Here is a 12855-nt window from a genome sequence, read left to right as displayed (position 1 = left end):
GGGAATACTGGGAAGGGCTTCGTACGACCGATCTCGGTAAGCAGGTCCGCGAGCGGCATCTGGAAGAGCCGGCGGCGACCAAGGTGGTCAAGGCCCAGCCCTTTCGCCCCGTAGCCTTCGCAGGGTCTACGCGGCCACATTGCGCCGAACACAGGAGGCAACACTTCATGCTGATTGCTCAGCGTCCGTCGTTGACCGAAGAGGTCGTCGACGAGTTCCGGTCCCGGTTCGTGATCGAGCCGCTGGAGCCGGGCTTCGGCTACACCCTCGGCAACTCCCTGCGTCGCACGCTCCTGTCCTCGATCCCCGGCGCTGCTGTCACCAGCATCCGGGTCGACGGTGTCCTGCACGAGTTCACCACCGTGCCGGGCGTCAAGGAGGACGTCACCGACCTGATCCTCAACATCAAGCAGCTGGACCTCTCCTCGGAGCACGACGAGCCGGTCGTGATGTACCTGCGCAAGCAGGGCCCGGGTCTGGTCACCGCCGCCGACATCGCGCCGCCGGCCGGTGTCGAGGTGCACAACCCCGAGCTGGTCCTCGCCACGCTCAACGGCAAGGGCAAGCTGGAGATGGAGCTGACCGTCGAGCGCGGTCGCGGCTACGTCTCCGCCGTGCAGAACAAGCAGGTGGGCCAGGAGATCGGCCGCATCCCGGTCGACTCGATCTACTCGCCGGTGCTCAAGGTCACCTACAAGGTCGAGGCCACGCGTGTCGAGCAGCGCACCGACTTCGACAAGCTGATCGTCGACGTCGAGACCAAGCAGGCCATGCGTCCGCGTGACGCCATGGCGTCGGCCGGTAAGACCCTGGTCGAACTGTTCGGCCTGGCCCGCGAGCTCAACATCGACGCCGAAGGCATCGACATGGGCCCCTCACCCGTCGACGCGGCACTCGCCGCCGACCTGATCCTGCCGATCGAGGAGCTCGACCTCACCGTCCGCTCGTACAACTGCCTCAAGCGCGAGGGAGTCCATACCTTGGGCGAGCTCGTCGGCCGCTCCGAGGCCGACCTGCTCGACATCCGCAACTTCGGTGCAAAGTCGATCGATGAGGTCAAGGCGAAGCTGGCCGGCATGGGCCTGGCCCTCAAGGACAGCCCGCCCGGATTCGACCCCCTCGCCGCTGTCGACACCTTCGCCGCCGACGACGAGACGGACGCCAGGTTCATCGAAACAGAGCAATACTGACTGCGCCGCGCCGGGCCGAGCCACCCAATCCAGTCGCCGCAGGCCAGGGACTCGGCACCATCAACGGCACCATGGGGCAGTCTTGCCAGCGAAGCTAGTGCATGCTCTGAACCGCACCGGCTTGGTCGGAGACTCCAGGTTGCGACTGTGACCTGCGGTTTTGTGGCTGTCAGTTAGTAGTTGGTTTCGTATCCGGCGGCCGGGACATGCCTATTTCACCGTGGAGCCGGCGGTGGTTGTACCAGTCCACCCATTCGGCGGTGGCGAGTTCGGCCTCGGACAGGGTGCGCCAGGGGCGTTGGGGCTTGACCAGTTTGGTCTTATACAGGCCGATGGTCGACTCCATCAGTGCGTTGTCCAGCGCGTCGCCACCCGAGCCGATAGAAGCGGCGAAGCCGGCCCGGTCCAGGTGCCCAGCGAGCGCGAAAGATGTGTATCGCGAACTCGCGTCCGGATGATGCGTCAACTCGCCTGCGGCTGGGCGGGTACCGGTGCGGTGGCGCTGCCACAGGGCCATCTCCAGCGCGGCCAGGACGAGCTCGGTGTGCTTGGTGGTGGCCGCGGACCAGCCGACGATGCGGCGGGAGAAGGTGTCCACGACGAACGCGACATAGACGGTGCCGGCCCAGGCCGCGACGTGGGTGAAGTCCGCGACCCAGGTCCTGTTCGGTGCCGGGGCGACGAAATCGCGTTCGACCAGGTCCGGGGCTCGCGCGGCGGCGGGGTCCGGCATGGTGGTGACGACCTTCCAGCCCCGCACCGCGCCGGTGATGCCCAGTTGCCGCATCAGGCGTTCCACGGTGCAGCGGGCCACCGCTGGGCCCTGCCGGTTCAGTTCACGCCAGACCTTCCGGGCCCCGCAGACACGGTAGACGGTGCGGGCCGTCTTCGGTGCCCGGAAGGGGTTGTCGCTGATTTCGTCGGGTCACATGAGGACCACGACTCCGCGGGACGCCATCCCCCGTCGGCGTAAGTGCTGCCACCACCGTGGGTCTTCGTGATGTGGAATCCCAGCTTTTCGGCCCAGCACCTAATAGCTGGACCTGGCCGTTGGAACACGATCTGCTGTCTCCCGCCGCCCCAGCCGGGGCCACGACGCCCGACGTCAGGAGACAGCAGGCATGCTCAAGCTCCCGAAAAAGCGCCGCGTCGCTGCGAAGGCCGGCATCATCGCCGGTCTGAGCAGTGCCGTGCTCCTCATCGCCCCAAGCGCCGCCATGGCGAACGGCGGCAACTGGGCCGTCCAGCTCGGAGACGGCGGTCCGGCCTGCTACGGCTACACCAACTGGACCAGCAATCACGTCACCGGAAAGATCTACTCCCAGGCTGGCGACAACTGCTTCGTCAGGATCACGCAGTGGTGGCGAAGCAGCGGCGTCCAGACCGGCTCGGACACCGAGTACACCTGGGGAAGCGGAACAACGGCCGTGACCCCGCACAACGGTTACGGCTACTACTACTACTACGGCCCTTCGGGTAACGACTACCTCTGCGTAGAGGTGTACGTGCAGGACAACGACTCCCCGCCGCCGTGGTACGGCTACGTGTACTACGGGACCGGCTGCTGACGGAGGCTCTCGGTCGGGGTGTGAATGCCGATCGCAGCGTTCACAGCCGCCTTCGCCAGATGGGTCACTGACGGCGGGACCGCGCGACTGCCCTGGCCGGACAAGGTGAAGCCCCGGCGCCGCAGTGGGGGCAAGACCGGCGCCGCGTGGTTCAGAACCCGAACGCCCAGGGGTACCGGCTCCGGCAGGCCGAGCGACTGATCGAGGAGGCCAGACTCGCGGGATAGTGCAGGTGGCCCCGCCGACTGATCCTCGGCGAGGCCACCGTTCATGTGCGCTACGGGGCGCCCGTGAGCACCGAGCTTCCGTTGCTACTGCTGTGACCGACAACGTTCGCCGGGTTGGTGGTGGCGGCGCCCGAACCGGTTGCATGTCGGACGGATATCCAACCGGTGCGGGGAGGCGTGGTGGCGGAGCCGGTCAAGGTCCGGAGACTGACCGACCAGGAGGGCCAGCAGTCACAGAAGATCGTGCGCCGGGGCACCGCCCATGTTGAAGAAGACGCGCGTGCTTCCGTCGAGCGCGGCGGCGACGTGGCGGGGGTCGACCAGATCTCCGGCCAGCACCTCGGCGCCGAGGGCCCGCAGTTCCTCCGCGCGTTCGTCCTCCCGACGCACAGTCGCCCGCCCGGTCTCGCCGTGCGCGAGGAGCATCTCGACGACGCGTCGGCTCACTCCCCCGACGCCTCCGCCGCCTGCGGCGGTCACCAGGTAGGCCGGCGTGTGTCGCATGGGGTTCCCTTTCGGCGACGGCGGATTCACAGCCAGGCGCTGAGCAGGTTCTGCCAGGGGTCGCCGCCCTCGCGGGCGAGGTAGAGCGCCTGGGCACTGACCCACAGCACGGTCCGGCCCAAGCGCTCGGGGTAGCGCTCGACCATGGCGTTGAAGAACGCGACGGGGGTCGAATGGGTAGCCAGAGCCGCTGCGGCTGCGTCGAGGTACTGGCGGGTCTCGGTGACCAGGCGGTCGGCGTCGTCGTCGAGCCGCCTGTTCTGATGGCTCGCCACGATGTGGCTCGGGCGCAGCGCCGTGACGGTGTCGATGGCCTTGCGCCATGGGCCGAGGTCGCCGCCCGACTCACCGAGGTAGAGGTGCACGCCGTTGTAGACCACGTCCCCGGCCACGACAAGGCCGAGGTCCGGCACGTGCAGCACACTGCAGTCGTCGCTGTCCGCGTGCCCCACATCGACGAGGGCGAGGTCGTGGCCTTCGAGGCTGATGCCGTTGGCAGGCCAGGTCACGGCCGTCACGGGTGACGATGGGATCTGGCCCGGCCACATCGCATCCCACAGGGCCTCTCGGGCGGAGGCGTTGCCGTGCATCTGCTCGATGGCGCCGGCAGAGGCGACGACCTGCGCGCCGAAGCGGTGGGCGAGGGTGTCCGCGGTGAACCAGTGGTCGCCGTGTCCGTGCGTCGCGACGATGTGCGTCAGGCGCTTGCCGCTCGCCTGGACCCAGTCCCCGACCGCCTGGGCCTGCGCGGTGGTCAGCGGCGGGTCGACCAGGATCGCGTCCCGCCCGCCGTGGACCAGGGTGGTCGCGATCGGCTGGTAGCTGCGCGGCTCCCCATCGGGCAGCGCTCCGGTCCCGCGCATGGGCGTGGGGTCGGAGACGAACACGTCGTAGCCGAGCTGGGGTTCGAAAGTCATGGCACTCCGATCCGGCCCTTGCGGGATGCTCTCGTCGGACTCCCATGGTCGTACCCCACCCACGCGCCGCGCCTCACCTGTTTGTGTGAGACCCGCGCAGGGGCCGGCCCACCCCGGCCGCTCCGGCCTACCGATCGCCGAGGGCGCGGACCAGGTCGATGCCGCGTCCGAGGTTGTCCAGGCGGGCCTGGAGGGTGTCGCCGGCCGGGTAGAGCCGGACCGTGTCCACGCCGGCCTCCTGCCAGACCTTGAGCCGGGCGCGGACCATCTCCTCGGTGCCGATCAGCGTGGTCGCCAGGACCATGTCGTCGGTGACCAGAGCGGTCGCGCCCTCCCGGTCTCCGCTCTGCCAGCGCTCACGAACCTGAGCTGCGACGTCCGCCCAGCCTTGGCGGCTGTAGGCGTTGTTGTAGAAGTTGGTCGAGCCCGAGCCCATGCCGCCGAGGGAGAAGGCCAGCTCCTTCTTCCGGCTGCCCAAGACGTCGGCGAGCCGGTCCTCGTCGGCGACGATGTTGATCTCTGCTCCCTGGCAAACGTCGAGGTCGCCGCGGGTACGCCCGGAGCGGGTCAGACCGGCGTCGAGGTGGGTGAAGTAGGCCTCGGCTCCCTCGGGGACGAAGCTCGTGCCCAGCCATCCGTCGGCGATCTCGCCAGTCAGCTCCAGCATCTTCGGGGACAGGGTGGCCAGGTAGACCGGAACCTCGACCGGTTCCACGCTCAGCCTCATGGGTCGCCCTTCGCCATCGGGCAGCGGGATGGTGAAGTGGCGGCCCTTGAAGGCGATCTTCTCTCCGGTGAACGCGCTGCGGACGATCTGGACAGTCTCGCGCATCCGGGACAGCGGCGCAGCGAACGGGAGTCCGTGCAGGCCCTCGATCACCTGGGGGCCGGACGCCCCGAGACCCAGGAGGAAGCGGCCGCCGGAGAGATGAGCGAGCGTCATGGCCGTCTGCGCGATCGTCACGGGCGAGCGGGTCCCGAGCTGGATGACGCCGGAGCCGAGCAGGATCCGCTCGGTGCGGGCCACCAGAAAGCCGAGCGGACTGGGGGCATCGCTGCCCCAGGCCTCGGCCACCCAGCAGATGTCGAGGCCGAGCCGCTCGGCCTCGACGACGAAGTCGGTCGTCTCGCGCCAGTTCGCGGCCGAGCCCTCGATCGTTGTCGCGGTGCGCATCAGTTTCCCTTCTCCACCAGGTCCTTGATGGCGGCGAGGTTGGCTTTGATGCCGGCCTCCCATTCCCGCAGCCGCACGAAGACGATCTTCTGTTCCTTGTCCGGCATGGCGTCGATGGCGAGACTCAGCCCGGAGCGGGCCGGGCCCATCTGTGCCCACTGACGCAACACGGTGCCTTCTCCCTGCGCTGCCAGGGTGAACCGCCACAGACTGGAGGGGAACAGCGGCTCGCCGACGGCCCAGGTGAACTGCTGCGGCGCCTCGCAGTCGATGACCGTGCTCACCGTCTCCCAGGACCCCAGCGCTTGGTGGGCACTGCGGCCCACGAAGCGGTTGCCCGCCTCCGGGTCGGTCGCGGCTCCGAGCCACTTGACCTCCTAGAGCTCGGCACTGAGCCTCGGCATGAGGTGGATGTCACTCACCCACTCCCACACCCGCTCCGGGGGTGCCTCGATGTAGATGTCCGCGGTCACCATTGGGTGGTCTGCGTAGACCTGTCCCGTCCACTCCACAGCTCTTACCTCCGCAACGCCTGTGACCTCCATAGTTGCGTAAAGAAACTCACTAGGACAAGGGCGGGAGCCGCATCTGCCTGCTGAGTTTCGCCATAGGACCCATAGAATCGGGCCATGAGGCGCACGTCCTTCGCGAACTGGCCCTGCTCGGCCGCCCGGACTCTCGACCTGCTCGGCGACTGGTGGACACCGCTGGTCCTGCGGGAGGCCTACTACGGGATCCGCCGCTTCGACGACTTCCAGCGCGAGCTCGGCATCGCCCGGAACACCCTGGCCGACCGGCTGCGTCGCCTGGTGGAGGGCGGCCTGCTGGAGAAGCACGAGTACGAGACGCAGCCGGTGCGGTACGAGTACCTGCTCACCGATTCGGGCCGCGACTTCTACGGCGTCATCCTGACCATGGTCGCCTGGGGCGACCGCTGGCTCGCCGACGAAGCGGGCCCGCCCGTGACCGTCCACCACGACCACTGCGGCCACGACACCACCGCCGAGGTGGTCTGCGCGCACTGCAAGGAGCCGCTCGACTGGGAGGACACCACCTCCCGGCCCGGCCCCGGCTACCCGGCCAAGCTGCTCAGCCGACCGGACATCCGCAGGCGCTTCCACCTCGACGCCCGGCCGGAAGAGCCCACGCCTCCTTCACACTGAGCGGGCCCCGCAGCCCTCGGCGCCGCCTAGCGTGAGCCATAGGCGGACATGGCGGCCGGCGTCACTCGGAAACCGTCACCAGCTCGCCGCGGTTCATCGCGTTGGCCAGTTGGACGCGCGACTGGATGGCGAGCTTGCCGAACACCATCCGCAGGTGCGTCCCCACCGTGTTGATGGACACCCCGAGTTCGAGGGCCGCGGTGCGGTTGGTGTGTCCGGCCGCGATCAGCAGCGCGACGCGGCGCTCCGCGCCGGTCAGCGCGGCCCAGCCGTTGTCGGGGCGGGTGGTCGTCCGCGCCCACTTGGTGCGCCGGGCACCGGCCTGGCGCATCGCATGCTGGACGTCGTCGCGGTAGACCCGCGCGTCCATCCCCTGGTAGTCGTCCCACGCCTGGTCGAGCAGGGCGAGTCCCTCGTCGCGGTTCCCCTCGGCCAGCAGAGCGCGCCCGTAGCAGTCGGCGCCGACGGCGCGCATGATGGGGCGGGGACTGCGGGCGAGGACCCGCGCGCCCTCGGAGAGCATTGTCAGGTCGCCCTTGTCCCGTCCGCGCAGGTTCAGCGCCACTCCCTCGAAGCTCGCCACCCCCGGGTTGCGTGACGCGGCGAGCTCGGCGATGTCGACAACGGTCCGGATGAAGCCCTCGTCCGCACCAGCAGCGCCGATTCCGAAGAAGATGCCCATCCAGCACGGCCACAGGGGCCAGTAGCTGCACGAGCTGACGGCGCCGGAGACCAGCGGCTCCAGCACGGTGAGCGCCCTGGGCAGGTCGCTCTGGCTCGCCGCGAGCCAGCCGCGCATCACCGTCAGGCCGGGGAGACGGACGTCGTCGTCGGCGTCGACGAGGTGGTCGGCCTGTGCCAGGTGCGTCGCGGCGGTCTCGGTGTCGCCGCGCAACAGGGCCACAGCGATGAGCACGACCAGCGCGTCACGCGCGCAGACACCGTTGCCGAGTTGCCGGCCGAGATCCAGCAGGGTCCGCGCCGCGGACTCGGCATCGTCGCTGCGCCCGAGATTGAAATGCTGCCACATCTGGGCGCTGTGGAGCTCAGGCAGGATCGCGAGGGGGACGTTGCCGTAGTCCGAGGTCGCCTCGTCCAGCAACTGCTGCGCGTGGTCGTACCGGTCGACGAACTGAAGTGAGGTGATCTCCTCGGCGAGCTGGTGCGGACCGGCGAGCGACCTCAGTTCCCGGAAGCTGCGCAGCGCGTCCTGGTGCCGGCCTTCGTTTCGGGCGGCCTCCCCCACGGCCTGCAGGGCGAGGGCCCACGCGTCCCGGTCACCGCTGACCCGTGCCACGTCGAGAGCCCCAGCCGCCTCACGCGCGCCGCTGTCCCCCGCGCCCGACCGCGTGGCGGCGAGGGCGCGGGCCGCCGTGAGACGGGCGCCCACAGCGGGGGTGAGCTCGTCCGTGGCGAGCATCGGGGTGACGCGGGCCAGCAGCTCGCCCGTCCTGCCGCCCAGCCAGAGCGCACGGGCCGCCTCGGTCTCGATCGCACCGGCGAGGTTGGCGTCGTCCACGTGCGCGAGGATGGCGTCGGCGACGCTGACCGCCTCGGCGGCGCGCTGGGTGCGGCGGAGCACGGAGAGGCTGCGTCGGCCCACGTCGAACCATTCGGCCTGTTCCGGTCGCACGGTGCGGAAGGCGAGGGTGGCCAGGTCGCCCGCGTCGGGTGGGCTGGCGTCGGCCAGCTGCTCGGCGGCCGCGATCAGGATGAGGGCGCTGGCGACGTCGCCGCGGGTCGCCGCCGCGCGGGCGTGCGGCGCGGCCAGCAGGGCCTGTCCGGCGTCCAGATGCGCCCGGGCGAAGCGCCCGTGCAGCGCGCGGACCGTCTGCTCGGGCAGGGCCGCGCAGACCGCCTCCCGCACCAGGTCGTGGCGGGGCACGAGGCACTGGTCGTGGACGGAGATCAATCCGGATTCGAGCGCGGCCGCGAGTGCTCCGTCGCGACCGGAGCCGCTCGGTTCCGCGGCCAGTCGCAGTGCCTCCGGGACGCTGAGCGCGCTTCCGCAGACCGCCACCACCCCGACGAGACTGCGCGCCGCCTGGGGCAGACCGGTAAGCCTGCGAGCGATGGCCGCGCCGAACTCCTCGGGCACGGTGTCGGGTTCCCCGCGGGCGGCCGCCCGGGCGAGGTTGTCCAGGACGTCGATGGCCAGCAGCGGATTGCCCGCCGAGGCCTCCAGGAACCTGCGCGTGCGCTCGTCCGGCGCGTGGCCGAGGCGGTCCTGTGCGATGGCCGCCAGCTCGGAGGCCGGCAGCGGCGCGAGCTGGATGTGTTCGAGGCGCGTGGGGACGGGCCCGAGGACGTCGGCGCCGTCGTCGCGCGTCGCAAGCAGCCAGATCAGGGGGAGCCCGAGCAGTCGGCCGAGCAGGGTGCGGATGACGAACGTGCTGACCCGGTCGGCCCATTGCACGTCGTCGACGGCGATGAGGACGGGGCCTTGGGCCGCCGCGCTCTCCAGGGCGGCAGCAATGCGTTCGACCAGCAGCAGCGGCTCGTGCAGGACCTCGAAGATCCCCGCGTACTGCTCCTTGGTGACCAGAGGCTCGGCTCCGGCGCGCAGAGCGGTGATCACGGGCGCGCCGGGGCTGACCTGCTCGATGGGGTCACAGGTGACGAGGGCGGGCCTGACCTGGATCCGGCGGGCCTGGCTGCACACCTCCGCGAGCAGGGCGCTCTTGCCGATGCCCGCCGGTCCGCTGACCAGCACCACCCCTCCGGAGCCGTGTCGCCGCGCGGCGCGGACCACGACGAGGGCCCGCTCCATCGGCTCGCTTCGTCCTCGCAACGGTCGGGGCTGCATCCCATCACTCCTCGCTCCCACGACGGCCGGTCCTACGGGATAAAGCGAAGTCCATCCAGTCGGTCTCCCTTGGCTTCGAATGACAACGATAAAGCGGCCAGAAGGTGTTGAGGCTTCAGTCTGCGGTCCGGCAGAGGTCGTCCACCAAGGCGCGCACATCCACGTCGGGCAGCGTCCAGGGCAGGAAGATCACCCGGTAGATGATGGGGGCGATGACCTTGTCGACGACATCCTCGCCGCGGAACCCGGCGCCGGGGCGGGCGGCGAAGGTCGCCGCCTCCGACCGGCGGGCGCGCAGACAGTCCGATTCGCTCTCGCCGGCCGTGGCCGCACCGCCGCGCAGCAGGGCGGCGTTCACCGGCGAGCGGTAGTGCGCGAGCACGTCCTGCGCCCAGGCCGTCACGTCGGCGGGCAGATCTCCGGTGTCGGGGAGGGGACGATCCGGCAGGCGGTAGGTGGCCAGGTCGTTGATCATGCTGCGGGCATCACCCCACCGCCGGTAGATGCTCGAGTGGTTCACACCCGCCCGCTCGGCGACCATCGGGACGGTCACGGCGTCGCTGCCCTGCTCGGCGACCAGCTCCTCGACCGCCTTCCGGATCGAGGCCAGCACCAGCGCACTGCGCCCGCCAGTCCGGCGTCGCGGGGACGGTTCTGCACTCATGAGCCCATGCTAACGCACAGAGCTTGGCAATAAAGCTCCCGCGGGTCTATGTTCTTCCTAAGGCACAAACCTTGGCCTTTAGGGGAGCTGGTCATGACCGTCACCGAAACACAGTCCGACCGCCGGATCGCAGTCGCAACGCCCGATCACATCGCTCGACCCCGCCGTCGGATTCCCTCCCGCGCGGCCTTCGCCGGCGCCGCAACCGCCTTCGCGGCGCTCTACGTGGCGGCGGGCGCGCCCACGCCGCTCCTGGTCGTGTTCGAGCGACAATGGCACTTCCCCTCCTGGGTCCTGACGGTCGCGTTCGCCGCCTACGCCATCGGCCTGCTGGCCGCACTCCTGGTCGCCGGATCGCTCTCCGACCACATCGGACGACGTCCGGTCCTCATCGCGTCGCTCCTCGTCGAGGTCGGCGCGATGGTCATGTTCGCGGTCGCCCCGAACATCGGCTGGGTCATCGCTGCCCGCACCATCCAGGGCATCGCCACCGGCGCCGCGACCAGCGCCTTCTCGGCCGCGGTCGTCGAGCATGCCCCCGAGCGGCACAAGCGGCTCAGCACGATCATCACCAGCGTCGCTCCCGCCGCCGGACTCGGCCTGGGCGCACTGCTGACCGGCGCGGCCGTCCAGTTCACCAGTAGCGCAGGCCTGATCGTCTTCACGGCACTCGCGCTGGTCATGGCCGCCGGAACCGCGGTCACGCTCTTCTCCCACGAGACCGCCGAGGGCAAGCCCGGTGCGGCCCGCTCGCTGATCCCCCGGATCTCCGTCCCCGCCGCCGCGAGGCGCGAGTACCTGGCGAGCGTTCCCGTGCACATGGCCGCCTGGATGCTGGCCGGGCTGTTCATGGGACTCGCGCCGACGATCATCGAGAACATCCTGCACCTGCACAGCGGTCTGCTGAACGGGGCCACCGCGTTCGTCGAGCCCGCAGCAGCTGCGGCGGCCGGTCTCTTCCTCGGCCGCCTGAGCCCGCGCCGCACCATCGTGGTGGGCGCCACCGGGGTGCTGCTGGGTACCGCGGTGATCGAGGCCGGCGTCGCCGCGCACCTGCTCGCCCTGCTGTGGCTGGGCGGGATCATCGGCGGCGTGGGCTTCGGCGCTTCGTTCTCGGGCTCCATCCGCGCAATCGCCCCGCTGGCGGCGCCCCACGAGCGGGCGGGACTCTTCGCCGCCGTCTACGTCATCGCCTACCTGAGCTTCGGCATCCCGGCGATCATCGCCGGCCTGCTGATCGCCCCGCTGGGTCTGCTCGCCACCGTCCTCGGCTACGGCGTCGCGATCCTGGCGGTGGCAGGGCTCGGACTGCTCGCGCAGCGCCGCGTCGGCGCCCGCGCCTGACCTGACCTGACCTGACCGGACCGGACACGGGCGAAGCCCCTCGTCGGCGACGAGGGGCTTCGCCCTTCGTTCATGCGCCGGACGCGGCTTCCTTCGCGTCCTGCAGGCGGCGCTCGTAGAGCCCGACGCCGACGCAAGCCGCACAACACAGGCCCGCGAGGACGACCGCGTAGCGCCCGGCGAAGGTGCACAGCAGGATCGCCACCGCGGCCGCGGGCAGCACCGCCTGCGCCCAGCCCGTCTTGAAGTGCCGTGCCTGCAACAGCCAGACCAGCACGAAGAACAGCGCAGACGGCACGGTCACCACCGATGCCGCGACCACGGCGGAGACGTGGGCCGCGCCGATGAGCCAGGCGGCGCAGACCTGGATGCCGGCGCCGATACCGGCGGCGGAGGCGAAGACGAAGTAGTGGCCGTAGCCCCACCCCCAGGCCGAGGCCTCCCCGCTCAGCAGGTCGGCGGCATCGTAGGCGAAGTAGATCCACCAGGCCGCGAACACGATCAGCAGCCCGCCGACCGCGAGAGCGATCAGCGTGGCCAGGTGGCCGTGGACCGTCGTCGCCTCCTGGATCGCGACGGTCGCCGCGGCGACCGTCTCACCGAGCACGATGAGCGTGAAGCAGCCGTAGCGCTCGACGATGTGACGCGGATGGAACGGGATGTCCCGGCTGCGCGACGCCCAGAACGGCACCGCCAGCTCCGCCACCACCAGTACCCCGAACGCGATCTGGAACTCGCGGCCGTGGAGCAGCTGTTGGAGCACCCAGGCGAGCTGGACGACGAGCACTCCCCCGCACCAGCGGGCCGTCATCCCACGCATCTCCGGGTTGTCGCGGTAGACGCGGATCAACTGCGTCGCGAAGGCCAGTCGCACGATGACGTACCCGATGACGACGACCGTGATGTCCTGGTGCTCGAACGCTCGGGGCACCCCGGCCGCAATCACCAGCGCGCCGGCGATCTGCGCGAAGGTGGCGAGCCGGAACGGCACGTCGTCCGGATCGAAGCCGGAGGCGAACCACGAGTAGTTCATCCAGGGCCACCAGATCGCGAAGAAGACCGTCGCGAAGGAGGCCAGGCCGTGTCCGATCTGGTCGTGCGCAACCGCCGTCGAGAACTCCCGTCCGGCCTGGGCGATCGCCACCGCGAAACAGAGGTCGAAGAGCAGCTCCAGCGGCGTGGCGACGCGGTGCTCCTCGTCGGAGGGCCGCACGCTCACCGCGCCTCTTGCTCGTGTCAGGCCAGTCATAGCGCCGTAGTGTGGCCTGCTCAGCGGTCCTCGGGGAAGTCGTCGCCGT

General features: G+C 70.1%; 12 protein-coding genes. 4 read left to right on the top strand and 8 right to left on the bottom strand.

Annotation, left to right across the window (positions count from 1 at the left end; all coding sequences use genetic code 11):
- The first annotated feature begins 167 nt into the window (after positions 1 to 167).
- Entirely contained in the window at positions 168 to 1190 is a 1023-nt protein-coding gene (locus ABH931_RS25245) for a DNA-directed RNA polymerase subunit alpha (protein ID WP_370117436.1), read from the top strand.
- Between the two features lie 169 nt (positions 1191 to 1359).
- Here ABH931_RS25245 and ABH931_RS25240 read toward each other — a convergent pair whose 3' ends face one another.
- Complete coding sequence (locus ABH931_RS25240) at positions 1360 to 2106, bottom strand: IS3 family transposase (RefSeq protein WP_370117607.1); 747 nt, start codon at positions 2104 to 2106, stop codon at positions 1360 to 1362.
- Positions 2107 to 2311: 205 nt separating this feature from the next.
- On the opposite strand from ABH931_RS25240, the gene ABH931_RS25235 reads away from it, so the two are divergent.
- On the top strand, positions 2312 to 2758 hold the full coding sequence (locus ABH931_RS25235; protein WP_370117434.1) for a hypothetical protein: 447 nt from the start codon (positions 2312 to 2314) through the stop codon (positions 2756 to 2758).
- 458 nt (positions 2759 to 3216) lie between these two features.
- Here the strand turns inward: ABH931_RS25235 and ABH931_RS25230 are convergent, their stop codons facing one another.
- The 4 genes from ABH931_RS25230 to ABH931_RS25215 form a co-directional block, all read right to left on the bottom strand.
- On the bottom strand, positions 3217 to 3489 hold the full coding sequence (locus tag ABH931_RS25230; RefSeq protein ID WP_370117431.1) for an NAD(P)H-binding protein: 273 nt from the start codon (positions 3487 to 3489) through the stop codon (positions 3217 to 3219).
- A 26-nt stretch (positions 3490 to 3515) separates the two neighbouring features.
- On the bottom strand, positions 3516 to 4406 hold the full coding sequence (locus tag ABH931_RS25225) for an MBL fold metallo-hydrolase (RefSeq protein WP_370117428.1): 891 nt from the start codon (positions 4404 to 4406) through the stop codon (positions 3516 to 3518).
- A 127-nt stretch (positions 4407 to 4533) separates the two neighbouring features.
- On the bottom strand, positions 4534 to 5580 hold the full coding sequence (locus ABH931_RS25220; protein ID WP_370117425.1) for an LLM class flavin-dependent oxidoreductase: 1047 nt from the start codon (positions 5578 to 5580) through the stop codon (positions 4534 to 4536).
- Positions 5580 to 5864 carry a hypothetical protein gene (locus ABH931_RS25215; RefSeq protein WP_370117422.1) on the bottom strand — a complete coding sequence of 95 codons (285 nt, stop codon included), beginning with the start codon at positions 5862 to 5864 and terminating at the stop codon, positions 5580 to 5582. The genes ABH931_RS25220 and ABH931_RS25215 overlap by 1 nt, the downstream gene beginning before the upstream one ends.
- A 345-nt stretch (positions 5865 to 6209) precedes the next feature.
- On the opposite strand from ABH931_RS25215, the gene ABH931_RS25210 reads away from it, so the two are divergent.
- Positions 6210 to 6743, top strand: coding sequence for a winged helix-turn-helix transcriptional regulator (locus ABH931_RS25210; protein WP_370117419.1), 534 nt, complete (start codon positions 6210 to 6212; stop codon positions 6741 to 6743).
- Positions 6744 to 6804: 61 nt separating this feature from the next.
- Here ABH931_RS25210 and ABH931_RS25205 read toward each other — a convergent pair whose 3' ends face one another.
- Entirely contained in the window at positions 6805 to 9549 is a 2745-nt protein-coding gene (locus tag ABH931_RS25205; RefSeq protein ID WP_370117416.1) for an AAA family ATPase, read from the bottom strand.
- Positions 9550 to 9664: 115 nt separating this feature from the next.
- Entirely contained in the window at positions 9665 to 10213 is a 549-nt protein-coding gene (locus ABH931_RS25200) for a TetR/AcrR family transcriptional regulator (protein WP_370117413.1), read from the bottom strand.
- A gap of 93 nt (positions 10214 to 10306) precedes the next feature.
- On the opposite strand from ABH931_RS25200, the gene ABH931_RS25195 reads away from it, so the two are divergent.
- Entirely contained in the window at positions 10307 to 11557 is a 1251-nt protein-coding gene (locus ABH931_RS25195; RefSeq protein WP_370117410.1) for an MFS transporter, read from the top strand.
- 70 nt (positions 11558 to 11627) lie between these two features.
- Here ABH931_RS25195 and ABH931_RS25190 read toward each other — a convergent pair whose 3' ends face one another.
- Positions 11628 to 12776, bottom strand: coding sequence for a low temperature requirement protein A (locus ABH931_RS25190; protein WP_370117407.1), 1149 nt, complete (start codon positions 12774 to 12776; stop codon positions 11628 to 11630).
- Between the last annotated feature and the right edge of the window lie 79 nt (positions 12777 to 12855).

This window comes from Streptacidiphilus sp. MAP12-33 (assembly GCF_041261265.1).
In the GTDB taxonomy this organism is placed as follows: domain Bacteria; phylum Actinomycetota; class Actinomycetes; order Streptomycetales; family Streptomycetaceae; genus Streptacidiphilus.
Note: the sequence above shows the minus strand (reverse complement) of the source record. Positions and strands in the feature narration are given on the sequence as shown.

Bases quoted from the DNA above. Each gene is read 5' to 3' on its own strand.
- ABH931_RS25195 (WP_370117410.1), top strand. From the start codon at position 10,307: ATGACCGTCACCGAAACACAGTCCGACCGCCGGATCGCAGTCGCAACG.
- ABH931_RS25205 (WP_370117416.1), bottom strand. From the start codon at position 9,549: ATGCAGCCCCGACCGTTGCGAGGACGAAGCGAGCCGATGGAGCGGGCC.
- ABH931_RS25200 (WP_370117413.1), bottom strand. From the start codon at position 10,213: ATGAGTGCAGAACCGTCCCCGCGACGCCGGACTGGCGGGCGCAGTGCG.
- ABH931_RS25210 (WP_370117419.1), top strand. From the start codon at position 6,210: ATGAGGCGCACGTCCTTCGCGAACTGGCCCTGCTCGGCCGCCCGGACT.
- ABH931_RS25220 (WP_370117425.1), bottom strand. From the start codon at position 5,580: ATGCGCACCGCGACAACGATCGAGGGCTCGGCCGCGAACTGGCGCGAG.
- ABH931_RS25225 (WP_370117428.1), bottom strand. From the start codon at position 4,406: ATGACTTTCGAACCCCAGCTCGGCTACGACGTGTTCGTCTCCGACCCC.
- ABH931_RS25230 (WP_370117431.1), bottom strand. From the start codon at position 3,489: ATGCGACACACGCCGGCCTACCTGGTGACCGCCGCAGGCGGCGGAGGC.
- ABH931_RS25245 (WP_370117436.1), top strand. From the start codon at position 168: ATGCTGATTGCTCAGCGTCCGTCGTTGACCGAAGAGGTCGTCGACGAG.
- ABH931_RS25235 (WP_370117434.1), top strand. From the start codon at position 2,312: ATGCTCAAGCTCCCGAAAAAGCGCCGCGTCGCTGCGAAGGCCGGCATC.